The organism is Pontiella agarivorans (assembly GCF_034531395.1).
GTDB classification, from domain to species: domain Bacteria; phylum Verrucomicrobiota; class Kiritimatiellia; order Kiritimatiellales; family Pontiellaceae; genus Pontiella; species Pontiella agarivorans.
Window position 1 is genome coordinate 333,466 of sequence record NZ_JARVCO010000010.1, and the last position, 25,703, is coordinate 359,168.

The 25,703-nt window shown below is 51.7% G+C and carries 16 protein-coding genes; 15 read left to right on the plus strand and 1 reads right to left on the minus strand.

The window, feature by feature from the left end:
- The 4 genes from P9H32_RS08990 to P9H32_RS09005 all read left to right on the plus strand — a co-directional run bounded on the left by P9H32_RS08990 (position 1) and on the right by P9H32_RS09005 (position 5,136).
- A complete protein-coding gene (locus tag P9H32_RS08990; protein WP_322608565.1) occupies positions 1 to 1,332 on the plus strand; it encodes a Gfo/Idh/MocA family protein in 1,332 nt (443 codons plus the stop codon).
- Complete coding sequence (locus tag P9H32_RS08995) at positions 1,332 to 2,237, plus strand: DUF6807 domain-containing protein (RefSeq protein WP_322608566.1); 906 nt, start codon at positions 1,332 to 1,334, stop codon at positions 2,235 to 2,237. Before P9H32_RS08990 ends, P9H32_RS08995 begins: the two co-directional genes overlap by 1 nt.
- Positions 2,238 to 2,357: 120 nt before the next feature.
- A complete protein-coding gene (locus P9H32_RS09000) occupies positions 2,358 to 4,511 on the plus strand; it encodes a sensor histidine kinase (RefSeq protein ID WP_322608567.1) in 2,154 nt (717 codons plus the stop codon).
- A complete protein-coding gene (locus tag P9H32_RS09005; protein ID WP_322608568.1) occupies positions 4,504 to 5,136 on the plus strand; it encodes a response regulator transcription factor in 633 nt (210 codons plus the stop codon). Before P9H32_RS09000 ends, P9H32_RS09005 begins: the two co-directional genes overlap by 8 nt.
- 11 nt (positions 5,137 to 5,147) lie before the next feature.
- On the opposite strand, the gene P9H32_RS09010 is transcribed toward P9H32_RS09005, so the two are convergent.
- Entirely contained in the window at positions 5,148 to 7,550 is a 2,403-nt protein-coding gene (locus tag P9H32_RS09010) for a right-handed parallel beta-helix repeat-containing protein (RefSeq protein WP_322608569.1), read from the minus strand.
- Between the two features lie 557 nt (positions 7,551 to 8,107).
- Here P9H32_RS09010 and P9H32_RS09015 point away from each other — a divergent pair.
- From P9H32_RS09015 to P9H32_RS09065, 11 genes are all read left to right on the plus strand, one after another.
- The gene (locus P9H32_RS09015; RefSeq protein ID WP_322608570.1) at positions 8,108 to 9,763 is read left to right on the plus strand and encodes a sulfatase-like hydrolase/transferase; all 1,656 of its coding nucleotides are present in this window, start codon (positions 8,108 to 8,110) and stop codon (positions 9,761 to 9,763) included.
- Positions 9,764 to 9,908: 145 nt separating this feature from the next.
- The gene (locus P9H32_RS09020) at positions 9,909 to 11,246 is read left to right on the plus strand and encodes a Gfo/Idh/MocA family protein (protein WP_322608571.1); all 1,338 of its coding nucleotides are present in this window, start codon (positions 9,909 to 9,911) and stop codon (positions 11,244 to 11,246) included.
- Positions 11,247 to 11,330: 84 nt separating this feature from the next.
- Complete coding sequence (locus P9H32_RS09025) at positions 11,331 to 12,080, plus strand: 3-keto-disaccharide hydrolase (RefSeq protein WP_322608572.1); 750 nt, start codon at positions 11,331 to 11,333, stop codon at positions 12,078 to 12,080.
- Positions 12,081 to 12,193: 113 nt separating this feature from the next.
- Positions 12,194 to 13,405: an SGNH/GDSL hydrolase family protein gene (locus P9H32_RS09030; protein ID WP_322608573.1), complete on the plus strand. Its 1,212-nt coding sequence runs from the start codon at positions 12,194 to 12,196 to the stop codon at positions 13,403 to 13,405.
- Positions 13,406 to 13,499: 94 nt separating this feature from the next.
- Complete coding sequence (locus tag P9H32_RS09035) at positions 13,500 to 14,945, plus strand: sulfatase (RefSeq protein WP_322608574.1); 1,446 nt, start codon at positions 13,500 to 13,502, stop codon at positions 14,943 to 14,945.
- 124 nt (positions 14,946 to 15,069) lie between these two features.
- Positions 15,070 to 16,497, plus strand: a complete 1,428-nt coding sequence (locus tag P9H32_RS09040) for a sulfatase family protein (protein WP_322608575.1) — start codon at positions 15,070 to 15,072, stop codon at positions 16,495 to 16,497.
- Between the two features lie 54 nt (positions 16,498 to 16,551).
- Positions 16,552 to 18,129: a sulfatase gene (locus tag P9H32_RS09045; RefSeq protein ID WP_322608576.1), complete on the plus strand. Its 1,578-nt coding sequence runs from the start codon at positions 16,552 to 16,554 to the stop codon at positions 18,127 to 18,129.
- A gap of 110 nt (positions 18,130 to 18,239) precedes the next feature.
- A complete protein-coding gene (locus tag P9H32_RS09050) occupies positions 18,240 to 19,844 on the plus strand; it encodes a sulfatase family protein (RefSeq protein ID WP_322608577.1) in 1,605 nt (534 codons plus the stop codon).
- 284 nt (positions 19,845 to 20,128) lie between these two features.
- Positions 20,129 to 21,973, plus strand: a complete 1,845-nt coding sequence (locus P9H32_RS09055; RefSeq protein WP_322608578.1) for an amino acid permease — start codon at positions 20,129 to 20,131, stop codon at positions 21,971 to 21,973.
- Positions 21,974 to 22,170: 197 nt separating this feature from the next.
- The gene (locus P9H32_RS09060) at positions 22,171 to 24,801 is read left to right on the plus strand and encodes a glycoside hydrolase family 2 protein (protein ID WP_322608579.1); all 2,631 of its coding nucleotides are present in this window, start codon (positions 22,171 to 22,173) and stop codon (positions 24,799 to 24,801) included.
- A gap of 150 nt (positions 24,802 to 24,951) precedes the next feature.
- Positions 24,952 to 25,698: a PEP-CTERM sorting domain-containing protein gene (locus tag P9H32_RS09065; RefSeq protein ID WP_322608580.1), complete on the plus strand. Its 747-nt coding sequence runs from the start codon at positions 24,952 to 24,954 to the stop codon at positions 25,696 to 25,698.
- The last annotated feature ends 5 nt before the right edge of the window (positions 25,699 to 25,703 follow it).

Here is a 25,703-nt window from a genome sequence, read left to right on the forward strand (position 1 = left end):
ATGAAAACAACACGACAGAATTTTTTAAAAACCTCAGCCCTGCTGGGTGCGGCTGCGGGTTTCCCCACGATTATTCCGGCCTCGGTGCTTGGTGCGGAAGGAAAGGTTGCTCCGAGCAATAAAGTGAATATCGGAGCACTTTCCTGTGGTCGCCGCGCCTGTTCCGGCGGCGCGTATCAGGATTATGAAAAATCGCAGATTGTTGCCATTTGCGATCCGAAGAAAGATATGCGAGATGCCCGAGGGCAAAACTGGGGGATCGCGGAAAAAGATCGGTATGTGGACTTTCGGGATCTGTTGGCTCGTGACGATGTGGATGCTGTCAGCATTGCCACTCCGGATCATTGGCATGTGCCTCTTTCCATGGCTGCAGCCAAAGCAGGCAAAGATGTGTACTGCGAAAAACCGCTGGGTATCAGCATTGAACAGAACCTGGCCGCCCGCCGTATTGAAAATGAATATAACCGCGTTTTTCAGTATGGCACGCAGCAGCGCTCGATGCAGCACATGCGCATGGGTCTTGAAATTGTATTAAACGGTCACATCGGCGATGTGAAAGAGGTTTATGTCTGGGCGTGGGGCGGACGGGCCGGTGGTGATGCCACCGAAACTCCGGTCCCGGAAGGCTTTGACTATGAACTTTGGCTCGGGCCGGCACCGGTTGCTCCTTACAGTTTTGACCGCTGCATGAATCAGCATGGGGCCTATCATCATTATGATTATTCCATCGGATTCCTCGGCGGCTGGGGGGCGCATCCGCTTGATCAACTTCAATGGTGGGCCGATGAAGAAGGCCTCGGAATTCCGTACGAATATCAAACCACGGGAACAATCAATTATAACGATCTGTATAACACGGCGTTCAAATGGAATATGGAGGCCCTATACCAAAACGGTCTTAAACTTCATTTCATGGATACGGATACGGCGTGGAAATCAAAACATATTCCAGGGATCGACCAGTTGCGAAAGTATGGAAATATGACGCAATTTATCGGGACCAATGGCTGGGTCGGTGTTTCCCGCGAAGGACTTTTGGCGTCATCGGAAGAATTGCGCCGGAAAGCAAAAAATCCGGGGCCGCGGAGATTGCCGATCAGTAAAAATCATAAGGGCAACTTCGTGGATTGTGTGCTCTCCAGAGAACGGCCGATTGCAAATCTGGATTCGGCGATTCGTTCCGACATTATCTCCCATATGAGCGACATCGGCATTCGCACCGGCGAAATCCTGAAATGGGATCCGGCGAAAGAAATGGTCATCGGCAGCGACAGGGCAAAGAGCATGATGCACCGCGAAATGCGTGCTCCGTATGACAGGTTGATGATCTGATGAAAAAAGCAGTACTTTTATTATTTCTAAGTTCCATTGCTGTTCTGGGCGGGGTGGAAATTGAGGAGGGACCGCATTCGCTTTCTGCGAAACTGGGGGAAGAGGTTCTGTGGACGTATCACTATGATCCGGCGGAAGGAAAGCCCTATTTTCATCCGCTTTCGTCGACAGACGGTACGCCGTTCACCGCTCTGCGTCCGAAGGATCATCCGTGGCATCGAGGGCTCTGGTTTTCGTGGAAATTCATCAATGGCGTTAATTACTGGGAAGAGGTTTGGAACACCGGTGTGCCGCGGGAGGGGTACACCCGTTTGCTTTCCACAACCAAAAGGATATCTAAATCCAAGGCGGTTCAGATTGATCAGGTACTGGATTATGCTCCGGGCAAAGATGCCGCTCCTATCATGACGGAAACCCGAACAATCAGTGTTTCCGCTCCCGATGCGGAAGGGGTCTATATGGTTGATTGGTCGTGCACATTCACGGCGTTGGAAAAAGATGTTCTGCTCGATCGTACACCGCTGCCCGGCGAACCGGATGGGAAAGCGCATGGTGGCTATGCCGGACTCTCCGTGCGCATGAATAAAGAGGTTGGAGCAAGGGGGGAATTTGTAAACCGCGATGGTCTGAAGGGCATGGATACCCGCCGTGCTGCGGCTGCGTGGGAATGGTTTTCGGTTGCGGATGGCGATACGCTGCTCTTTATGGATCATCCGGATAATTTAAACCATCCGGCCAAATGGTTTGTTTCCACCAAAATGCCGTATTTCAGTCCGGCGGTGATTCACGATGGTCCGTATACGATAAAAGCCGGAGAAACGCTTGCTTTGAAATACCGTATCCTTATTGCGCCCGGGGCGCTCTCGGCTGAAGCGGCGGAACAGTTCTGGCAGGAATGGAAATAAACTGATTACGGCTGTGCTTATTTCGAATGCGTGTACACCGTTTGGAAGAACCGGGGCCTGAATTCAGGTTAAGCGGAGCGGATTCTTGTTTCGGTATACAGAACGGTATAGCTTAGATACATGAGTATCATTCGTTGTCGGCTCTCCTGTTTTATATTTCTTCTGTCCGCCGTTTTTTGGGTCGGCGGTCTGTGCCAGGCTGATGCTGCTGTTGATTCCCTCACAAAGTTGCGGTCTCTGTCTCCGGAAGAGGCGGCATTGGGGAAACCGGTATCGGTTGAGGGGCAGGTGCTTTGGGTTCATCCGTTATCTGCCGGTCTTTTTCTTCACGATGGAAAAAAAGGAGCTTACGCCCAGAATCCGAAAGGTAAACTGCCCTTTTCCGACTTTCGACCGGGGCAGTGGATCCGGGTTTCCGGGGTGACGGACGCAGGCGGTTTTTCTCCGTCGATCGGGGCGGAGGATATTGTGCTGATTGAGGAGCGGCCGATGATAGAGGCCCGCCATTTTTTTCCGTATCAGATTTACAGCACGAATATTGACTGTGACTGGGTGACACTCCGGGGACGTTTTATTTCGAGTAAAATAATTCCGGAATATTCCATCATCATGCTTGAACTGGATATGAATGGGGTGCGGCTGCTGGTTCAGCTTGTTGATCGTCCGGAAACCCGGGAAAGACTTTCTGAGGTCATGTATCGGCAGGTGCGGTTTAATGCGGTGGCGGGAAGCCGTTTTAATAAAGAACGGCAGTTTACGGGGCTGCTTTTTTTCATCGATTCGTTTGACCGTATAAAAGTGGATAATGAACCGGAGGATCTGGATAATGTCCGGGCTGTGCCTATTCATGAGCTGCTACGGGCAGGGGACAATTACAGAACGGCGACAAAGACCTATGGTTCGGTTACCTATGCGGTCGGAAATGAAGTTTATCTTCGGGGCGAAAAGGCCTGCATTATGGCATCGGTTCTGGATTCGGGGAATCTTGCGGTGGGAGACCGGGTGGAGCTTGCCGGACTGGTTGAGCCGGAACCGTTCGGGCCGGCTTTTCTGGCCCGTGATGTTCGGGTACTGGAAAGCAATTATGAATCTATCGAAGCTGTTCCGGTTGCGCTGGGATGGGAGATTGACCCTAAATTGAATTTTGATCTGATCGAACTCGATGCGCAGCTGGTTGATGTGGGTAAATCTTTTGCGACGGCTGGGCATCGGGGCTCCGGAGAACTTTCCCTGTTATGCCGTTCTGGCGCATATCTGATTGAAGCCCGTCTGCCCGAATCCGTAGAGGTTGATTCGGATTGGAAGGTTGGGGCAACGCTGCGGTTAAGGGGAATTTGCCATTTAAAAATGAATCCGGCCGACCGCTGGCGGATACGAAATGTTAAAGAGCTTCAGCTGCAGCTTCGCAGTGCGGAGGATGTGATGGTACTGAATCCGCCGCCCTGGTGGACGACGACGCGTGTTCTATGGATTGCCGGAGTGGGGGCCGGTTCATCGGTTCTTTTCTTTATTTGGGTTCTGGTGTTGCGCAAGACGGTCTCAAAGCAGACGCGCATTATTGGAAATCAGATTGAGCGGGAAACGCTATTGAATGAGCGACAGCGGATTGCCCGGGAACTGCATGATAATCTGGAACAGGGCCTGGCCGGAACGGTGCTGCAGCTAAAAGGGCTGAGAAAGCTGGTGGATAATCATCTGAAGTGTCATGTGAAATCGATGATTGAGGGGAACCGGGATCTTCGGAAAGAGGCTGAAGTTCATGCTGAAAAAAATAAAAGGGCCATTGATCTCATCCTGAAAATGCTGACGCGCTGCAGCGATGAAGCGCGGACCTCAATTTTGGATTTGCGGGGTGGTCTGCTGGAACGGATGGGGTTGGCGGATGCCTTGCGGGAATCGCTTCAGCCGCTGGTGGAGGAATGCGGGGCTTCGCTGAAACTGCACGTGACGGGCAAGGCCCGGCGCTTGCCGTATGCAACGGAACGAAGCCTGCTCCAATTAGTGAAAGAAGCCACTGCCAATGCGGTACGACATGGACGGCCCGATGCGGTTGATGTGGTGCTGGATTATCAACCGAAAGAGCTTATGATTTCTGTGACGGATAACGGCGTTGGATTTAATACGGCGCTGCCGCCGAAGGCGGGGCATTTCGGATTGCTCGGTATGCATGAACGAATGAATAAGCTGAAGGGTTCTCTGCAGGTTAAGAGCTGTATTGGCGAGGGAACAGAAATCGTTTTAACGTTGCCTGCGGAGGAAGCGGACAATGAGTGATGTAATTACTGTTTTGGTAGTGGACGACAACCTGCTGCTTCGTATGGGGCTGATGGAAATTATTGCGCAGGAAGAGGGCGTTGAGGCGGTTGGAATGGCCGCAAACGGGGCCGAGGCTTTTACGCAGGTTAAGGCGTTGAGGCCGGATGTGGTCACCATGGATTATCAGATGCCCGATGAAGATGGAGCTGCGTGTACGCGCCGCATTCTTGCTGCATATCCCGGAACGAAAGTTATTCTGCTGTCCGTCTTCGATTCGGAAGAGGATATCTGGCGGGCGGTGCAGGCCGGAGTCAGCGGCTATCTCACCAAAAAAGCGGGGGAAGTGGAAGGGATCGTGGAAGCCATCCATTCCGTCATGCAGGGCGGCACCTATTTCCCCGCACGGATTGCACAGAAACTGGCGCAGCGTAAAGAGCAGGAGGAATTAACCCCGCGTGAACTGGAAGTGCTGGAATTTCTGGCGGACGGTAACAGCAATAAAGACATGGCGGAGATTCTGGGAATTTCTCTGGGCACCGTCAAAGTGCATATCCAGAACCTGCGTGAAAAACTCGGGGCTGTGGATCGAACCGATGCAGTTGCCATCGGTTTTAAACGCGGGTTGCTGCGGTTGGAAGAATAGATGAGTCCCGCTTAACGGTTCACCTCCCGGGGGCCGGTTTCGATGAGAGTGGCGGAATCGAATTGTTTTACCGGACGGTTTTTTTCGTAGGAACGGTCTCCGGAAAAGAATGATTTTACGGCCATGCGATAGTGGTTTTTATTCGGCATGGACAGACGGTATTCATCGAGGTAGAGACCGATGCTGCTGAAGGGAATTGGATCGATGCCTTGCGGGCATGTTGCAAAGGCCAGATTTAGATTTTCATAGTCCACAAAATCGGATGGGACCAGCTGTATATCGTTTTCGAGTATGGTTTTTTTACGCACTGAATCGGGATAAGCGGCCAGCACGGTTTCATTTTTCACATTTCCGTAATACATATTGTTTTTAAAGGTGCAGTAGATTGGCCAGAGACGGCCGTACTCGCCGTCATCATTCATGACCTTTTGGAACAGGGGATATTTTTCAACCCAAGGAGACTTGTTCCATCCCTGCTTCCCGACCACTTTTTCTGCACGGCCGACATAGTCCTCTTTAATACCGGCATATTTGCTGGAAGGGTTTTGCTGAATATCCAGATATTGCATATACGCTTTTCTGCCCCAGTTCCCCCGGTTGAAAGCACCGGTGTGTCCTTCCAGAAAGACATTGCCGATCAGCGTATTTCCGGCTCCTCCATTCATATAGATGCCCATAGTACAGGATTTGTAAAAAATATTTCCGATGCAGGTGGCTCCGGACTGAAAATCATCCAGATGAATTCCTGCCCGGCCATGTTTTCCAGGGGTGCGCATAAGATGGTGGAAAAAATTATGCCGATAGACGGTTCCGTAACCGGTCAGGTCATTGCCGGAATAGATCGCGCCGCCATCCCCTTCTTCGTAACCGATATTAAAAAATTCATTCCGTTCAATGCGGTGATCATTTCCCCGAACCATCATGGCCTGACCAATGGAGTTATGTACCAGATTGTTTTTAAAGATCTGTCCCACCCCGCTTATGGAAATATTGATTTTTTCGTGAACAAATTTTTTCTGATAAAAATGACAGTTGATCACGTAGTTTCCTCCGGGGATCAACTGTCCGTTTTCAACCGAGCGCGAGTCCGTGTTTTCATACGTGCTGATATGTGCAGTCTGCAGTCCATTTAAACTGACATGAGCATCGAGATCATACAAATCACATCCGGACACTCCGTTGTGTCTGCCGCGAATGCTCAGGCCACGGGCTGTACTGCTGTGAATGGTGCAGCCGGCGATCAAATTGTGCTGTCCTCCATTGAGATGATAAACGGTTCCTGCACCTGCATGCCGAACATTGAGGCCAAGGATACGAACATGTTCTGTATGGTTCAGAGTGATAAAGCCGGAAGCTACTGGAAGGCCGATTTTTGAGTCGGCCGTGATGCGTTTTGGTGGATAAACAAAAAGGCGTCGGGTTTTCGGATCAAAAAACCATTCACCGGGTTGATCGAGTTCTGGAAGAAGACCGAAAATCCGGAAGGGCTGTCCTCCGCGGTCTTTATTAAGCCAGCCGAATCCATAGGCGAACGTGCGGGAAAGATGGAGCGTTTTACGGTGTGCATTAACCGCATAAACCGGAATGGAGCTGAGTTTCCATACCGCTTCGTAAAAACCGACCATCGCATTGCGGGTGTTATCCCGCTTTAATTCATATTCCCACTGCAGCCAGCTTCCGGCCATTGATTCCTCCCCGATTTCGATGGCGGCCTGTGCTCCGCGAGGTTCAGCCAGAGATCCCATCCAGCCCTGCTGACGCCCGGGTTCTATGTATGGTTTGTGGGCTGCGCGTACTCCGTAGTTCATGGCACTTCGCGGTACTCCCGGTGGAGAAATTTCTTCACTCACCGGTGTGGTGGCCAGCTTGGCATATCCTTTATTCGGGAAAACAGCCGGTAAAAATCCGAGGTCATCATAGTTCAGGCTCAACATCATTTTTTCGGAAAGCCGATGGATCAATGCCGGATCGCTGAGGGTAATGACGCGGATTTGGTCCGCGGCTTTCGGAGCCAGCCGTTTTCGTTCTTCAGGATCAGTAACCGGCCGGAAATCTTCAGGATGAGATATGTCGGCCCGCCCGTCAAACGTGACTTCGCCTCCTGCTTCCGCACGAATGGTAATCGGAGCCTGTGCGGTTCCTTTGAATTCTTCATTCAGAATAAAGGGTTCGGTGTAAGGATAGATCCCGCTTTGAAGCGTAATGGTAAGCCCTTTCTCTGGAAGTCCGGATTCTTTGAGAATCTGTGATGTTTTTGCAATGGCATCTCTAAGGGTTGTTGGATTGGCTGCTGTGCCGGCGGCCTCTTTTTTTCCTGTGGGAGAAACAAAAATTTCAAGGGCCTGAGTCCACGGACTGAACAGGAAAAATGCGGCCAGTGAAATCGGTGCAATACATCGGTTTGTGATTTTCATTTAACCCTCGGGTTTCATTTTCAGGTGGGTAGATACATGCTGCGGGATGAATCGAACAGTGTACACATCGGGATAAAACGATCCATTCAACCAATAGTATAGGTGTATCCAGGGTCCCTGTATGTTGTTCAGCTTCCGGAATGTCGGGGATCTATTTCTTTTGACCGATTGTCGTTGAGTAAAGTGTCCCGTTTGATCATCCACCTTATGGACGTTAGCAAAAGGTTACCGGATAAAGGGTTTCGGTTTCCGGTTATGCGATGTCTGATGGAATGGGGAAGAGGAATGCATACATACCGGAATCGATTCCGGTCGTTTATCCCGTCGCAGGCTTTTTATCGAACTGTCTTTTGACTAGGTACTCAATCGAGTCAATTGCATCTATGTTGCAGATGATTTAACGGGTGTATGGGTGTTTCTGTCCGGATGAATGAGCGGGGTTTATGTGATCATTGCAGGACAGATCCTAATCCAAAGGACAGTCGTTTCGTTGCGTGAAACGGCCGTTTTTTTAACGTCGGATAATTGATGTTTGAAGAGAATAAATGGAGCTGGATATGAAAAAATCATGGCTGGTGGCTGTTGCCGCCGTGCTTACAGGCGGTGTGTCCGCCAAAACCGGGCGCGCTGACGCGGCGCTATCGAAACCTAACATCATCATCTTTTTTGCTGATGATATCAGCGCACGCGAGTTTCCAAGCTATGGAAGTTCGGTCTGGACGGCGCCGGATTCTTCCGATACTTCGGATCTGAATTATCGTGCAAAGACCCCGGTGCTCGACAGGCTGGCTGAAGACGGGTGCATGATACGGACCTGCTGGGGGGCGACGTTGTGTAATCCGAGCCGCGCCATGATGATGAGCGGGCGCTATGCACACATCACGAAGTGGTGGAACAATGGCGACAAAGGGCGCGGTCCTGATGAAACGGGCAAGGTGGTGTATGACTGGCCGGTGTACGTGAGCTCACCGCTGCTGTTGGGGCATGTTGCGCAGAAAGCGGGCTATGGCACCTATTGGTCGGGTAAGACCCAGATGTCGGGCCGCGAAGATCTTCATGGTTTTGACGAGGGATGTTTCACGCCGGGTAAATATATGGCGACGGATAATCCCTATACAGATTTCCGGCATGGCCTGATTGAAAAGGACGGTAAAAAAATACTGATTAATGCCGATACGGGAAAGCCGTGTGAGAGTTACTATCAAAACGGGTGGTACTGGGCTCCGCATGTGAGTCTGATGAATCATCCTTCGGCTCCGGGAAGGCAGGTCTGGTGGCCCAACACGCCGGAGGCACAAAAGAAGTTTGGGCTGCATACTTTCGGACCGGATGTGGTGCTTGATTTCTGTTTTGATTTTATGGAACGCACGCATGCCGAGGGCAAACCGTTCCTGATTTATCATACTTCCCACCTTGGGCACGATGCGTTCAATTGGCTCGATCCTGAGCATAAGCAATGGCCGAAGAGCAAGTGGCCCAATACTCCGATTGTAAAATGGGATGGCAAAAAATATACTCGTATTCCGCCGCGAATCACCGGGGATAACGGGGTATATGATACCCATGGAACGATAACGGGAGCGGGGATTCACAACCACGTTACCTATATTGATTATCAGCTTTGGCTCTATCAGCAGAAGCTTGAACAGATGGGTATTGCGGATAACACCGTGATTATCGTTGCCGCCGACAACGGCACCAGCGGATATGGAAAAGGAAATACGGATCGTCAGAAGGGCTGTCATGTTCCGCTGTTTATTTATGCACCGGGAATGAAAAAGCATGGGGAGCAGGATGTGCTGGCCAACCTGACCGACATTATGCCGACGGTCGCCGATCTGGTGGGTTTCGATATTCCTGATGACTATGAAGTGAATGGAAAAAGTCTGGTTCCGTTTCTGTTCACGAACAAAAGCGAGCATCGGAAATGGATCTACAGCTACCGCGGTTCAGAGCAGCTCATCCGCGGTAAAAATGTCATGAAAGACGGCCGCGGCAGGTGGTGGGATGTTTCATCCGAACCGGATGATCTGATCAGTTTTACGGAAATTAAGAACTGGGGACGTGTCGGTGAGGTATACCGCGAAGAGCATGCAATGCTGCAGGATATGCTGCCGAAGTTTGATCTCTACTTTGATGAACATGGAGCACCGGGCGTTGATGACAAGCCCAGTCCGAAAAATCTGAAGAAATATTTCAGAAAAGAAAAATAGGCTAAACCATCTGCCTGATGCGGCGTTGTCGGGCTGGAATAGAAGCTGATTGCGCCCGCTGACTTCTATTTCTTTTGGCTGATTGTGGAATGTGCTGTCCGGCGTATTCTGTTTCCCGGCTGAAAAATTTTATACGGAGGTGGATATGAACTGGACGAGACGGGAAGGACTGTTTTCCGGGGCGGCACTTACTGCGGGATCACTGATTCCCGGACGGGTGCTGGGTGCAAATGAAAAGCTGAATTGCGGCATCATCGGTGCCGGTGGCATGGGCCGGATGTGTGTCGGTGCCTGCGGGAATCAGAATATTGTGGCGTTTGCGGACGTGGATTCGGTACGGGCTGCTCCCTCGTATGAAAAACATCCGACAGTCCCGGTGTATACCGATTTTCGAAAAATGCTAGATAAGCATTACAAAGAGCTGGATGTGGTGCTGGTATCTACTCCGGATCATACGCATTTCGCGGCAACATTGGCGGCGATGGAACGCGGGCTGCATGTCTTCACTCAAAAACCGTTGACCCACGATATCTGGCAGGCGCGGACGCTGCAGAAAGCCGCACATAAATATGCGGTGAAAAATATTATGGGTAACCAGGGCCGCTGCTTTGACGGGATCCGTCAGATCAAAGAGTGGATTGATGCCGGACTGCTGGGGGATGTGGTTGAAGTGGAGGCCTGGACGGTGCGTCCGTATCCCGGCTGGGGAACCCCGACCGGGCCTTTTCCGCGTCCGCAACAGCCGGTTCCGGAAACGCTGGATTGGGATAACTGGCAGGGGCCGGTTCCTCATCGGGATTATAACGAATGCTATCTGCCGAATAAATGGCGTGCGTGGTGGGATTACGGAAATTCAGCGATGGGCGATATCGGTTGTCATCTGCTGGATTCCGTTTACTGGGCCTGCGATTTGACGGGACCGGTTTCGGTCAAGGCTGAGGCGAAGGTTTTTCATGATCAGGTTACGGGTCCGAAAGGTATTGTGCAGTTCAACTATCCGGCCCGCGGAAAACATGTGCCTCTGACGGTTAAGTGGTATGAAGGCGGTCTGAAACCCGAAAGACCGGAAGATTTTGATTACGGCTTGGAGCTTCCGAATGAAGGTATTCTGATTAAAGGGACCAAGCGCACGATCTATCATCCCGGTATCCGTGCGGAAAATCCGGTGATTCTGATGAGCCGGAAAGACTGGTACAGCTTCCGGAAAACCGAACTGCCGGAACCTACGATTCCGCGCCTGAAATCCAAGAGTCCGGTGACCGAGCTGTTCAATGCGATTAAAGGCGGGCCGAAGGTTGGTTCCGACTTTGACTATGCTGTGCCACTGACGGAGCTGTGCTGTCTGGGCGGCATTGCCCGCCGTACCGGAAAACAATGTGACTGGGATCCTGAAAGCATGACGTTCAGGGATGCTTCGCTCAATCGTTACGTCAAACAACCGGTTCGAAGAGGCTGGGATGCTGGTGTGGATCTTTGGACGTGATCGCTGAAGAGGCATCTGACTTGTTTCGGTGTGCGGGAAAGCAGGCGGAACAGCTATTCTACTTTTATACAAAAGGATTTGGTTATGAATAACCGATCAAGAATTCAATTAATGAGTCTTTTTGCGGCAACCGTCGCAGTATGTGCCGAAAAACCTATGCTTCCGAGTGGCTGGCGTATGCATGATAATGAACGGCCGCAACCGGAAAAAGTGACTGCGGGAAAGACCGATTCCGATGCTCCATCGGATGCCATTATTCTGTTTGATGGAACGTCGATGAATGCCTGGGAGTCAAAGGATGGCGGTCCGGTAAAATGGACGCTTGAGAAGGGGTATATGGAAGTGGTTCCGAGGGCGGGGCATATTGTAACCAAACAGGCCTTTGGTGATATTCAGCTTCATCTGGAATGGATGACTCCCCCGAAAAACGGAGCGAAACCGCACGGGCTGGGAAACAGCGGCGTTTTCCTGATGGACCGGTATGAAATCCAGATTCACGATTCGTGGGAAAATCCGGTTTATCCCGATGGAATGGCTGGCGCGGTGTATGGTCAGTTTCCGGCTTTGGTGAACGCCTCGAAGGCTCCTGGCGAATGGCAGAGCTTTGATATCGTTTTTAAAGCCCCGGTCTTTAAAGAAGACAAATTGGTGTCGCCGGCCAAAGTGACGGTATTTCAAAACGGCGTGCTGATTCAGAATCACACAGAGCCTTACGGCCCGAACGCTTTTACGAAACCGCCATCCTATAAACCGCATGCCGAAAAAATGCCGCTTCGCCTGCAGGATCATGGACAGAAGGTCCGCTTTCGGAATATCTGGGTGAGAGAGCTGTAAACCCACGTCTGTGTCTTTTTATGCACCGGACTGCGGATATTAAAACGCCGTGCGAAAAACGTATTGCGTTAAAGATGAATGAGTAGTTGTTGCTTAATTTTATGGAGAGAAATATGAAATTGAAACCCATGGTAATCAGTTTGATTTTTATGTTCGGTACGGGGTCACTTTTTGCGCAGAAGCCTTACTCGCATGATCCCTTGACCACGGAAGAGTTGCGGGTGCGGGACGGTCTGCCGAATTTTTTTCAGAAACTCAAAGCCGGAGAGAAAGTAAAGGTCGGCTATATCGGCGGCAGTATTACGAACGGCGGAATGTGGAGAAACAAACTGCTGGACTGGCTGAAAAGTGAATACCCGAATGCTGAGATCAGTCAGGTCAATGCGGCAATGGGGGGAACCGGACCGGATTTCGGGGCGTGTCGTATCGGGGAGCATCTGCTGGTCCATCATCCGGATATTGTGTTTATCGAGTATCGGGTAAACAACGGCGGAGCGTATCAGGGCCGTGCCCTTGAAGGATTGATTCCCCAGATCTGGAGAATGGATCCGAATACCGATATTTGTATCGTATACACCATCGCCAGAGGAATGATTCCGGATATTCAGCAGGGCAAGCAAAGCAACGCCGGAAAATCCATGGAACCGGTTGCCAATCATTATGGAATTACCTCCATCGAGTTCGGCCTCGAAGTGGTAAAACAGATGAACGAAGGCCGGCTGATCTTTCAGGGTAAAAAGCCGAAGGATGGGAAAATCCTGTTCTCCAAAGACGGCACGCATCCGATTGAGGCGGGACATGACATCTATCGTGATGTACTCGTCCGGTCTCTGAAAAAGATCGAAAGCCACGGCACGCCCGGGCCCCATATTATTCCGCCGCCGTTAAAGGAGAAAACGTTTTCAAATGCGTGCATGCTGCCGATAACAGCTGCTGAATTCAGCGGAGCGTGGAAGCCGGTGGACCTGAGTGAGTACGTTGATATCCATGCGGATCTGACCGATAAGAACGATGGTGTGAGGCCTCAGTTTGGAGCCGCGGTTGAAACCGATCGGATCGGGGATTCGTTCACTTTGAACTGGAACGGGTTCATGCTGGGCTTCACGGGTGTGCTGGATGCAAAGGGGTCGGTGTTGCTGGAAGTGACCACCGATAACGGCAAGCCGCAAATCGTTGATCTGGCATCCCGATCAGGTAAACAGCAGTCTAAATATATCTTCACCAAAGAAATTGAATCCGGTTCGCATGTCACAACGGTAAAAGTCATCCAGTTGGGGGAAGGGAAGTTCTGCCGGCTCGGCCAGTTTCTGATTGTTGCTGATTAAATCACGACCGCCTGTTCATGGAGCATGTGATGAAAAAATCATTTCCGAAAATCGTACTCATGGCATCGGCTGAAAAACTGTGGAGCGAATGGAAATGATGCGGAGCGTTGCCGGTAAAATGATTCCTTTGCTGAGGATCTTCTTTTTTGGGGCTTTATCGGTTGCAGCACAGGTGCATAAACCCAATGTGCTACTGCTCTGTGTGGATGATTTGCGTATGGATGGGGATTCCATCGGCATGAGCTTTGCGATTACGCCGAATATGGATCGGCTGGCTGCGCAGGGCCGGACATTTAATCGTCATTTCGCTAATGCGCCCACTTGCGGGGCATCTCGCTATACCATGCTGACGGGGCGGTACGGCGCGACAGGAAATCATGCGCTATGGGCGCGGTCGAAGAAAATGGCTAAGGGCGATGAAGTGGTACCGCCGAGTATGCCGGAATGGTTTCGGATAAATGGATATACAGCGGTATCGATTGGCAAAGTATCGCATACCCCCGGCGGGCTGGGCGGTAAGGAATTTAATGATCCGAATATAATCGAAATGCCCCGAGCCTGGGATGAGGTGATAATGCCGGTTGGCCCATGGCTGACCCCCAAGGGCGCAATGCATGGATTGGCTCATGGGGCGACGCATAAATTGGTTAAAGGATCATTGCATGTCTTTGAAGCAGTGGAAGGACCGGATGATATCTATCACGATGGCCTCATTACCGATGATGCGCTGCAGAAGCTGGATGACTTGGCATCTGATTCAGAAAAACCGTTCTTTCTGGCCGTTGGTCTGATTAAGCCGCACCTGCCGTTTGGAGCGCCAAAAAAATATTTGGATTTATATGAAGGGGTTGAACTCCCGCCGATCGCGCATCCGGAAAAGCCGGAGGGGTTGTCGACGTGGTATGAGTCGGACGAATTCATGCGGTATGACCGGTGGGACAGAGATCCCCGAACCGATCCTGATTTTGCCGACGACGTCCGGCGTCATTATGCGGCCTGCGTAAGCTATGCCGATGCACAGATTGGTCGCCTGGTCGCAAAGCTGAAAGAAACCGGTGCCGATAAAAATACGGTGATCGTGGTGTGGGGCGATCACGGCTGGAATCTCGGTGAACATCATATCTGGGGTAAGCACAACCTCTTTGACGAAGGACTTCATTCTCCGCTGATCGTCGTAAGCCCTGAAGTGAAAGAGCCCGGAAAACCATCCAACGCGATTGTAGAAACACTGGATCTATTTCCGACGGTCTGCGAACTGGCGGGGCTCGAGATTCCCGGCTTTGTTGAAGGAGCCTCGTTGGTGCCGCAACTGATGGATCCGGACATAAAGGGACGCTCGGCGATTGCCTATTGGCGGGAGGTCCAGAGCATTCGTACGAAGCGGTACCGTCTGGTGCTTCACCCAGACGGCCAGAAGGAACTGTACGATCACCATTCTGCGGAAAAAGAGACCCGTAACGTTGTGTCGCAATACCCCGAAGTTGCTGTGGACCTTGAAAAAAAGCTGAAAACCCGACTGCCTGAGAGGCGTTGGTGGTAAAAGACGCAATATTGAAACTGTGGAATTGTGATGATTCTATTTCTTTTGGCTGATTACTGGGCACGATCTTCGGCGTATTCTATTCGAAAATGAGAAAATGGATTTTTCGAGGATGGAGAACAGAATGAAGATAACCCAGGTAAAGAACTTAATGGCTGTGTTGGTACTGTCTAGCCTCACCTTGAGTGTAATGGCCGCCCCGAAAAACTTTGTCATCATTCTGGCGGATGATCAGGGCTATGAAGATCTGAGCTGTTTCGGATCAAAACGGATTGAATCGCCGAATATAGATCAGCTGGCCCGTGAAGGGATGCGGATGACGCAGTTTTATACGGCGTCGTCGGTCTGCACGCCGTCACGGGCCGGTCTGCTGACCGGCCGGATGCCGAAGCGGGCCGGAGTGCCGCGGGTGCTCTCGCCATTTCGCGGTTCGGAAGGTATGCCGCCTTCGGAGATTACGCTGGCGGAACTGCTGAAAGAAAAAGGATACACTACCGGAATTATCGGGAAATGGCATTTGGGGCATATGCAGAAATACCTGCCGTTGAATCAGGGGTTTGATTCGTGGTTTGGGCTTCCATACAGCAATGACATGACGATTGCGGCCGAGCTTAAATTTTCGCCGAATTTGAAACTGAATAACGGCTATACGCAGGAAATGCTGCAAAACGATCTGAAGCTGTATCTGAAAAAATATCAGGAATATAAAGGCACCATGCCGCTGATGCGCGGTCATGAAGTGATTGAATATCCGGTTGATCAGACGCAACTGACCAAGCGGTATACCGAAGAAGCGGTGCAGTTTATTCATGAAAATAAAGAAAAGCCGTTTTTCCTTTATTTGGCGCATTCCATGCCGCATCGACCGATATATACATCGGAGCCGTTTAAAGGCAGCGGGGCGGATTTATACAGCGACTGCATTCAGGAGATTGACTGGAGTGTCGGTGAAGTCATTAAAGCGCTGAAGGAGACGGGACTGGATAAAGAGACCTTCGTGATTTATACGTCGGACAACGGGCCGGCCGGAATGGGCGGTCCCGAGGCCGGTTCGGCGGGACCGCTGCGGGGCAAAAAGTTCCAGACGTTTGAAGGCGGGCTGCGGGTGCCGACGGTGATCTGGGCTCCCGGAGAGGTTCCGGCCGGTATGGTGTGTGATGAAATGGTATCGACTTTGGACCTTTTCCCGACGCTTGCCGCATATGCCGGTGCCGCGCTTCCGAAAGACCGCATTTACGACGGATATGATGTCCGCAGATTGCTGTCGGGAGAAACCACGAAATCGCCACGTCATGAAATCTATTATTATGAAGCCAACCTGCCGGATATGGACGGTATTCGCGTGGGTGACTGGAAGTTTCTCTACAAAGGTGATCGGGACCTGTCGAAATTCAGAAAAAATATGAAGCCGCGCAATTTTAAACCGATGCTTTTTAATCTGAAGGATGATCCGGCGGAGAGGAACAATCTCTACAGCGCATATCCCGAAAAAGTGGAAGAACTGAAAAAACAGATGGATGCATTCGACGCCACGATCCAGCCGTCGTCGTAGGTGCATTCCCGATGCCGTTCCGGTAAAGGTGAAATGGTTCAGAGGCATGAATTGATGAATAAATATGCAGTGAAAGCAGCTGTCGTCATAGGGTGCGCTGTACTGAGCGGGAGTTTGCAGGCGGAAGCGGCGTCCCAACCGAATATCATTATGATTTTTGCGGATGATCTGGGGTGGAAGGATCTCGGATGCACGGGCAGTGCATATTATGAGACGCCGAATCTTGATGCACTGGCCGCCAACGGAATCCGATTTACGCAGGCGTATGCTCCGGCTCCGGTATGCGCACCTTCCCGTGGAGCGGTGTTGAGCGGGCGAACGCCGGCACGCAATAAATTCACGACAGTGTATAAATCGAAAAGTGCTCCGGATGATCGCCTCTTTGAGGTCAGCAAACAGCTTGGTGTCGGTAATCAGACATTGGAAGGTAAACACCGGCATACGCTCGGCAGCGAGGCGGTTCTTATTTCTGAACGGTTGCAGAAATCCGGCTACACCACAGGCTTTATTGGAAAGTGGCATATTGGAATTCTGGACGGGTATCGGCCGGAGCAGCGCGGGTATGATATGGCGGCGGGATATTACAGGAATATCGATGTCGAGTTTGCTGACCATTACATAAAAAACCTGACCGATCTGGTGAATTTGCCGCATGCGAAAAAAGGGGACTGGCGTGAGGATCTGTATGCTGAAACGGTATGCGATTTTATTGCAGCGAACAAAGACAGACCTTTTTTTCTCAGCTATCACAGTTATCTGACCCATGGCCCTTTTGTTGGTAAGAAAGAGCTGGTTGGTAAATATGAGAAGAAGGTGAAAACGGATCAGAACAATCCGAAGTATGCATCGATGGTCGAAGCTCTGGATGACAGTGTCGGAAAGATAGTGGAGCAACTGATCCGCTTTGATCTCCTGGAAAATACGCTGCTTATTTTTACCAGTGATAATGGCGGCTGCGGCGGCACATCGAACTATCCTTTGATGGGCGGAAAAGGCTTCTCTTATGAAGGGGGATACCGGGTGCCGCTGCTGGCGCACTGGCCTGAAAAGATTCCGCCCGGGCAGGTCAATTCTACCCGGGTGACCGGCGTAGATCTGTATCCCACTTTTTTGAATGTGGCGGGTGAACAGCCGGATCCGGATTATGCATTGGATGGAATGAGCCTGATGGGGGAAATGACCGGAGGGGCTAAACTTCCGGAACGGCCGCTTTATTTTCATTATCCGCATTATTCAAGAAATTCATCTCCTCATTCGATTGTAATTTCCAACGGGTGGAAGCTGATCCGGTATTATAACGATGCGGCGGGACGGTATTGTTTGTTTAATCTGGATGAAGATCCGCAGGAGCAGAAGGATCTGTCGGCCGTCTTTCCGGAACGGGTAAATGAATTGGATAAAATGATCGATACTTATTTGGAGAGTGCTGATGCCTCACTTCCTGTTATCGCTGACAGTGACGAGGGGCGTGATTTGCTTAAGCGCTACAAAGCCGGAACGGTTATCGGTGATGCGGACAATGTCAGAGATAAAAAAGCGGCCGTTGTAAATAAGGCGGTTGAGCTGAAAAAAGCAATGGCCATGCGCAGAGGGGCAGAGAAGAGAATGGAAGCATATGCCGCTCAGAAATAAATTGAATCGGTCTTCTGTTTTATGGGCTCGGCGTAATGTGAGTGACGGGTTGATCTTCAGATGCTGAATAAAGTGGTGCAGTGAATATAGAATCAGGAACAAGGAGAAGAATGATGAATCGAGGGTTAAGCATCCTTTTGCTCGGAACGGCGACTGCGTTTGCGGCCGAACGGCCGAATCTCCTGTTTCTCTTTGCGGATGACTGGGGTCGGCATGCCGGTGTTTATGCTGAGATTGACGGTCCGGGAACGATGAATGAGATTATCCGGACTCCGCATTTTGATCGGCTGGCCCGGGAGGGCGTGCTGTTTAATCATGCTTATGTCAGTGCGCCGTCCTGTACACCCTGTCGGAGTTCTTTGCTTTCCGGTCAGCATTTCTGGCGTACGAAGACCGGTGCAGTGTTGACGAGCGCCTGGGATGATTCTATTCCGTCGTATCCTCTGCTGCTGGAGCAGGCGGGGTATCATATCGGATTTTCCAATAAGGTCTGGGGGCCGGGTGCCCCGGCGGATGCGCCGTATGGCGGGGAGCGGAATAAATATAATCATGCCGGGCGGTCGATCTGTAACATTTCCTATCCGGTTGCGGCAGCAATGAAGAACGGGATTCCTGCTGAAGAGGTGAAACAGGAGGTGATGGATCAGGTCCGCCGTAACTTCCGGGATTTTCTGGATGCCCGCGAAGAGGGTAAACCGTTCTGTTTCTGGTTCGGGCCCACAACCACACACCGTTCCTGGGTTAAAGGTTCCGGAGCGGCCCAGTGGGGGCTTGATCCGGATGCACTGAAAGGAAAAATGCCTCCGTATCTGCCCGATGTGCCGGAAGTACGCGAAGACCTTGCCGATTATTTCGGGCAGGTGATGGCTTTCGATATGGCCATTGGTGTTTTTGTGGATGAACTGAAACGAATCGGGGAATACGAAAATACGATTATTGCCGTTTCGGGTGATCACGGTGCCCCCGGTTTTCCGCAGGGAAAGTGTAACCTCTATGATTTCGGTTCCCGCGTGCCGCTGGTTTTTTCCGGTCCGGGGATCAAAGGAGGACGTCTGGTGGAAGACTTTGTTTCGCTGCCGGATCTGGCCCCGACGTTTCTGGAGGCCGGTAACGTGGAGGTTCCGGAAGTGATGACGGCGAAATCGCTGTGGCCGGTGCTGAAGTCGGAAAAATCGGGGAGGGTCGACCCGACGCGCACGCAGGTTTATATCGGCCGGGAACGGCATGTTCCGTCCGCCCGTGCGGGAAACCTGCCTTATCCGCAGCGCGCCATCCGTACCCGGGATTATCTGTTTATCATTAATTTTGAGCCTGGCCGCTATCCCATGGGCGATCCGGTTCGGCTGGATGGTGCAGAGGAGCCCACGGCCGGGGAGTTGGCTAAAAAGACCAAAGCAACGCTGGCCGATTGGGATGCCGGTCCGACGAAAGCCTGGATGGTGACGCACCGGGACGATCCGGCCTGTAAACCGTATTTCGAACGCTCCTTCGGTAAGCGTCCGCGTCTGGAACTCTATGATCTGAAAAAGGATCCGCACCAGATGAATAATGTGGCTCAGCAGCCTGAATACCGTGAAGTGATGGATAAGCTGGAGAAAAAGCTGATGACCGAACTCCGGGCAACCGGTGATCCGCGCGTAATTGATGGCGGCCGTTATTTTGAAAAACAGGAAAAGTTTGCTGAGGCCTATAGAAACGTGATGAAGAATAAGTAGATCCAGGAAGCCGGTTATACCGCGTTCTGTTTTCAGCAACATTTCCAGGCATTGGAAATGGGATCATTTTTGTGAAGAAGAGGTGCGACATGGCGTGTCGGTAAAATTCACAGATCGCGCCGTTATGATGGCTAAACGGCGGGGGCGTGAAAAAAGGCGGGTTCAAAGAACTCCTGATCTGCGGAAAGTCCTGAGCGGCCTGCGAATCAGCTAAGCGTTGCTGATGCCGCGCATCTCTGTTAATCTGCGTAGGTCGTGAGCAGAACGGTGATCTGGAGGGATAAATGGATACGGCGCTCAGAAAGCAGCTCGGGGTATTGGATGTTTATGCGATTTGCAGCGGGGCGATGATCAGTTCGGGGTTGTTTGTGCTTCCCGGCATTGCCGCCTCGAAAGCCGGACCATCTGTCATCTTTGCTTATCTGCTTTCCGGCCTTTTTCTGATTCCTTCAATGCTGTCCATGGCCGAGATGTCGACGGGGTTACCGAAGGCGGGGGGATCTTATTTTTTCGTGAGCCGCAGTCTGGGCGGTTTGTTCGGGACGATTGACGGCGTTGGGGTGTGGCTTGCTTTGATTCTGAAAACAGCGATAGCGCTGTTGGGTCTGGGAGCGTATCTTGCGGCCTACATTCAGCTGCCGATAACGCTGATTGCGGTGCTTTCCGGGTTGATTTTCATGGGGTTCAACGTGGTCGGAGCCAAGGAAACCACCCGTCTGCAGGTGCTGATGGTACTCGGTCTGCTGGCGATTCTCGTCTTTCTTGTTATTCAGGGGGCACCCGCAATCCGTGTAGAATTCTACACGCCGATGGCGCCCGACGGCTGGGAGAAACTCCTGCCGACGGCCGCCCTGGTTTTTATCAGTTACATCGGTGTGACCAAAGTCGCGAGCATGGCGGAAGAGGTGAAGAATCCGAATCGGAATCTTCCGCTGGGCATGTTTCTTTCGCTGATTTCCATTCTTTTGCTCTACGGAGCTGTCGTTACCGTTGTGGTGGGTATTGTGCCCGCCGAATTGCTCCACAACAGTCTAACCCCGCTGAGCGATGCCGCCGATATTGCAGTCGGGTCATTTGGAAAAACTCTGGTGAGTATTGCGGCGGTGTTGGCTTTTGCCACAACGGCTAATGCGGGCATTATGTCGGCCAGCCGTTATCTGCTGGCCATGAGCCGGGACCGGGTCATTCCGGAGTGTATGTCCGGATTTTCCCGGTTTAAGACGCCGATCAACGCCATTTTGCTTACATCGGCCGTCATTCTGGCTGTTGTGGCGGTGACCGGGCTCGAACGTATTGCCAAACTGGCCAGCACGTTTCAGCTTCTGGTCTTTGCGTTTGTAAACATTGCAGTCATCGTGATGCGCGAAAGCGGAATCAAAAGCTATGATCCCGGTTTCCGGAGTCCGCTTTATCCCTGGGTACAGGTGACCGGGATTCTGATTTCTGTTGTTCTGATTCCGGAAATGGGATTGCTCGCCTCCATTTTTGCCCTGGGGCTTATGGCCATCGGGGTGGTCTGGCATAATTTTTACGTAAAACCGCGGGTCGAACCGCGCGTCGGGGCTGTGGCAAAAATGGCGGAACGGCTGGGTGAACGGCTGCTCGAACGCGATGCTGATGCCATGGGGCTGCGTACGGAACTTCGGCAGATCATGAAAGAGCGCGGACTGCGGAACGATGACCCTTATCTGGAGCTGGTGCAGCAGGCCGGGTTTATGGATCTTACGGAACCCATTGACTCTGAAGCGATTCTCCGTCGGGGGGCGGCCATGCTCTCTGACCGTAGCGGTATTTCGCGTGATCTCATTTTCGGGGCCATGCTGGAGCGCAACCGGCTCGGAGAAACGCCGGCGGATGCCGGGGTGGCCCTTCCGCATTTGTTATTAAACGATGTGGACAGTTTTCATATGGTGGCGGTCCGCAGTTTCCAAGGGTTGGAATTTCCCGGGGCGTCCCAGCCCATCCATGCTGTTTTCATGTTGCTGGGTTCCCGTAAGGATCCGACCCAGCATCTGCGTTTTCTGGCTGAAATTGCCCGTCGTGCGGAAAGTCCGGAGTTCATTCCGAGGTGGCTCGCAGCTGCAGATGTCTCCGCGCTGACCGGTCTGCTGCTCAGCGATGAATCGTAGTATTGAATGAAGATGAGCGCCTTCGGGAAGCCGTCCCGGTCGCCGTCCGCAATATAATGCTTCTGCTGAAAGCCTCTCATTCTCTGCGGGGAGGTGCAGTGTGACAAAAAACCGTATAACAAAAGCGATTTGTTCAATATTCTTTTAGTCGGAAAGCGCATACCTTATCGGTTGAATTTGTAAAAAAGGATGCTGGGATGATGAAGTTATATTTGATTTTGGGTGTGGTTGCGGTGGTCAGTCTGTCGGGCCGGGCGGAACAGCCGGTTTATTCGACGGCGGGTTTTTATGCGGTTGAAGGCACTCCGCGTTCGGTGCAGAACTTTAATCCGGGCTGGCGGTTTCATAAGGGCGATGTGAAAGGGGCCGAAGCCGTTGACTTTGATGATCAGGAATGGGAGGCGGCGAATCTGCCGCACGGCCTGGAGATTACCGGGGAAAATGCCAGCGGCGGCCGGAATTATCAGGGTAAAGCGTGGTACCGCAAAAAATTTGATGTGAGCAAACGTTCCAAACATGGGAAGGTTTATCTCTATTTTGAAGCGGTGATGGGAGAGGCGCAGGTCTGGGTGAACGGGCAGCATGTGGCGGAGCATTTCGGGGGCTACCTTCCGTTTGCCATTGATATTACCGAGTGGGCTAAACCGGCCGGCAACGTGGTGGCGGTGATGGCCGATAATTCGGACAGCACACTTTATCCGCCGGGGAAAAAACAAAGCGGTCTCGATTTTTCATATCATGGTGGAATTTATCGCGATACGTATCTGATCCAGACGAGTCCGGTGCATGTGACACTGCGTGAACTGAGCGATACGGTGGCCGGCGGCGGGGTTTTTCCGGCTACCCTGTCGGTGACCGGGAATGATGCAGAGATTGAGGTTCGGACCGAAGTGATTAATGAAAGCTCCCGGCCGCTTGATATTGAAGTGTGCAATTTCCTGGAGGATTCCGAGGGCCGTCGTGTGGCAGAACTCAGACAGTCGCTGAGGCTGAAGGGCGGCGAGACCCGGCAGCTTGCAAAGCAGGCTTCGCTGAACGATGTGAAACTTTGGCATCCGGATGATCCGAATCTGCATTTTGTCCGTACAGAAATCCGTGTGGGCGGTCAGGTCGTTGATGGCTTGAAAACCCGTTTCGGTGTTCGGAAATTTGAAATGAAGCCCGATGGATTTTATGTGAACGGAAAGCCGTTCGGTCGGAAAATTGTCGGAGCAAACCGGCATCAGGATTATAATTACGTGGGGAATGCGCTGCCCAATTCCGGACAGTGGCGCGATGCGCTGCTGCTGCGGCGCGGGGGCTGTTCGGTGATTCGCGCGGCGCATTATCCGATGGATCCGGCATTTTATGATGCGTGCGATTATTACGGTATTCTGACAACGACGGCCAACCCGGGCTGGCACTTCTTTAATTTTAAGCAGAAAATTTTTGAAGAGCGTCTGTTTGAGGATACGCGCCAGCTGGTGCGCCGAGACCGGAATGTGGCTTCGATGCTGCTGTGGGAAACGTGTATCAATGAATTTCCGCAGCAGCCGGACTATGCCATGAATACGATGCATAAAATTACTCATGCGGAGTATCCTTTCCCGAGCGTTTTCACTGTGGCGGACCACCATGAAGCGGAAAAGGGCGGATTTGATTTCCATTACAACTGTGACGGTAAAGACCATAATTCGTTTCATCGGGAATATGGGGACGGCGGCGAGGTGGATAACTGGTATTCACAGAATGCCCGGCAGCGCATTAAACGCGAGTGGGGCGAAAATGCCATGGTGCGTCAGTCGCGTATTCAGGAGGTTGCGCTGGCACACACATTCGGCTCCCTTCCGGCCAAGATCGGCGGAACCATGTGGGCGGGAATCGATCATCAGCGCGGGTATCATCCTGATCCGTTCCGCGGCGGGCATCTGGACGGCTTCCGTATTCCGCGCTACACCCACTATCTCTATATGAGTCAGTATGATCCGGATTATAACATTCCGCATCTTGGAGAACAGCCGATGATCAAAATTGCCCATGAGCACACGCAGGTGTCGGGGGCCGATGTGGTGATTTACAGCAATTGTGATGAAGTGCGGCTGACCATCTGCGGGGAAGATAAAGGTACACGGCAACCGGAACGTTCAGGAGCCTTGAAAGATCTGCCGCATCCGCCGTTTGTTTTTGAAAATGCGTATGACTGGCAGGTGGTTAAAAAACATCGCGACGGGGCATCAAAATTCAAGGATGTGGATATCGTGGCCGAAGGGCTGATTGATGGCCGGGTGGTGGTGACACAGGTGGTACCCTATGCCCAGCGCACAACGGGGATTGCTCTGAGCCTTGACGGTGTCGGGGTTGATCTGGTCGCCGATGGTTCCGATTTTATTCCGGTACGTGCAACGGTGGTGGATCAGTATGGTTCGCCAAAGGTGCTGGCATCGGAATATATTCACTTCGTCGTGGAAGGCGAAGGTGAAATCATAGGGGATTCCACGACATACGCAAATCCGAAGAAGACGGAGTTCGGGGTGGCAACGGCACTCATTCGGTCCACTGTGAAACCGGGTAAGATTACGGTAAAGGCTTATTCCAAAGGCCTGGAGCCGGCCGAGATGACTTTTGAATCAAGGCCTGCGGAACTTCCGATGGCCTTTGATCAGGTGTATACTGCGGCATCAAAAAAACCGAAATCCGGCAATGCACTGATTATTACGGCGGGCGCTTCGGATCTTCCGGCCGATGTAAAGGAGCTGCAGAAACGGGTGCAGAAACTCGAGCTTGAAGCCGTCGGCAAAGACCAGACCATTATGGAGCTGCAAAGCCAGATTGGCCGAAAGGGCGAGTAGCGGTTTTTAATGCCGTTTGATGTCGCTAAGATGGCGTTTATTGTCAAGTTCTTGGCGTGAAAGCGTCTATGTAGGGGTGCCTGGTTTCTCTATTTTTACACAAGTGTCTGTAACATTTATGGTTACGACTTGTGTAAAAAAGGAGAAAAAATGAAGAGTTGGATTATAGCAACGGTATTGTCGGTCGCAATCAGTACGCAGGCTGAGTTGATCATCGGTGATCTGGAGGCTGATTACACGATCGGAAGTATGGCGACCGGATGGTGGTATGGCTGGAATGCCACGGGAGTTTCTCTTACAGATGGTTCTGGCATGCTGAACGACGGAAGTTTTACGGCGCTTGTGTCTTCGGGAAAAAGCTTTGTGGCTGATGTCACTGCCGGAACGGCAAATTACACCAATGCATTAAATTCGGCTCAGGAAGCCAATACGCAGTTGAAGATGAATGGTACTGCTGACGGAACGGTTACGTGGTGCATTGGAGGTAACGATGCTGTCGTTGATTCCGGCACGGGATCTACAGACGGTTTAGACCATTATTTGATCATGCAGTATACCGTTCAGACCGGAGAGGGTAATCTGGCGTGGGCAACAGACTATGAAACCCGTCTGTCTGGATCGATGGGAGGAGACGACCGGGTTATTCAGGTTTTTAAAAACGGCACGCTGGTCACTTCCGGCATTCACGGTAATGCGATCGGGACTCAAAGTCTTGGGCTGTTGGCCGACGGAGATGTGATTACCTTTGCGGTCAATGGGGATGCTGATGAGAGTAGAAATTCAAACCGCTGGTATCCAACGGCCCAAATTGTAGCGATTCCGGAGCCGGCTACGTTGGGTTTGGTTGCTGCCTGCGGAGCCGGAATTCTGTTTATCCGCAGACGATTCATGCTTTAAGGGTT

What these genes read in the sequence shown, in the direction of transcription:
- P9H32_RS09030 (WP_322608573.1), top strand. Translation starts at nt 12,194, where the DNA reads ATGAAATTGAAACCCATGGTAATCAGTTTGATTTTTATGTTCGGTACG.
- P9H32_RS09050 (WP_322608577.1), top strand. Translation starts at nt 18,240, where the DNA reads ATGATGAATCGAGGGTTAAGCATCCTTTTGCTCGGAACGGCGACTGCG.
- P9H32_RS08990 (WP_322608565.1), top strand. Translation starts at nt 1, where the DNA reads ATGAAAACAACACGACAGAATTTTTTAAAAACCTCAGCCCTGCTGGGT.
- P9H32_RS09025 (WP_322608572.1), top strand. Translation starts at nt 11,331, where the DNA reads ATGAATAACCGATCAAGAATTCAATTAATGAGTCTTTTTGCGGCAACC.
- P9H32_RS09060 (WP_322608579.1), top strand. Translation starts at nt 22,171, where the DNA reads ATGATGAAGTTATATTTGATTTTGGGTGTGGTTGCGGTGGTCAGTCTG.
- P9H32_RS09040 (WP_322608575.1), top strand. Translation starts at nt 15,070, where the DNA reads ATGAAGATAACCCAGGTAAAGAACTTAATGGCTGTGTTGGTACTGTCT.
- P9H32_RS09065 (WP_322608580.1), top strand. Translation starts at nt 24,952, where the DNA reads ATGAAGAGTTGGATTATAGCAACGGTATTGTCGGTCGCAATCAGTACG.
- P9H32_RS09005 (WP_322608568.1), top strand. Translation starts at nt 4,504, where the DNA reads ATGAGTGATGTAATTACTGTTTTGGTAGTGGACGACAACCTGCTGCTT.
- P9H32_RS09055 (WP_322608578.1), top strand. Translation starts at nt 20,129, where the DNA reads ATGGATACGGCGCTCAGAAAGCAGCTCGGGGTATTGGATGTTTATGCG.
- P9H32_RS09015 (WP_322608570.1), top strand. Translation starts at nt 8,108, where the DNA reads ATGAAAAAATCATGGCTGGTGGCTGTTGCCGCCGTGCTTACAGGCGGT.
- P9H32_RS09000 (WP_322608567.1), top strand. Translation starts at nt 2,358, where the DNA reads ATGAGTATCATTCGTTGTCGGCTCTCCTGTTTTATATTTCTTCTGTCC.
- P9H32_RS09045 (WP_322608576.1), top strand. Translation starts at nt 16,552, where the DNA reads ATGAATAAATATGCAGTGAAAGCAGCTGTCGTCATAGGGTGCGCTGTA.
- P9H32_RS09010 (WP_322608569.1), bottom strand. Translation starts at nt 7,550, where the DNA reads ATGAAAATCACAAACCGATGTATTGCACCGATTTCACTGGCCGCATTT.
- P9H32_RS08995 (WP_322608566.1), top strand. Translation starts at nt 1,332, where the DNA reads ATGAAAAAAGCAGTACTTTTATTATTTCTAAGTTCCATTGCTGTTCTG.
- P9H32_RS09020 (WP_322608571.1), top strand. Translation starts at nt 9,909, where the DNA reads ATGAACTGGACGAGACGGGAAGGACTGTTTTCCGGGGCGGCACTTACT.
- P9H32_RS09035 (WP_322608574.1), top strand. Translation starts at nt 13,500, where the DNA reads ATGATGCGGAGCGTTGCCGGTAAAATGATTCCTTTGCTGAGGATCTTC.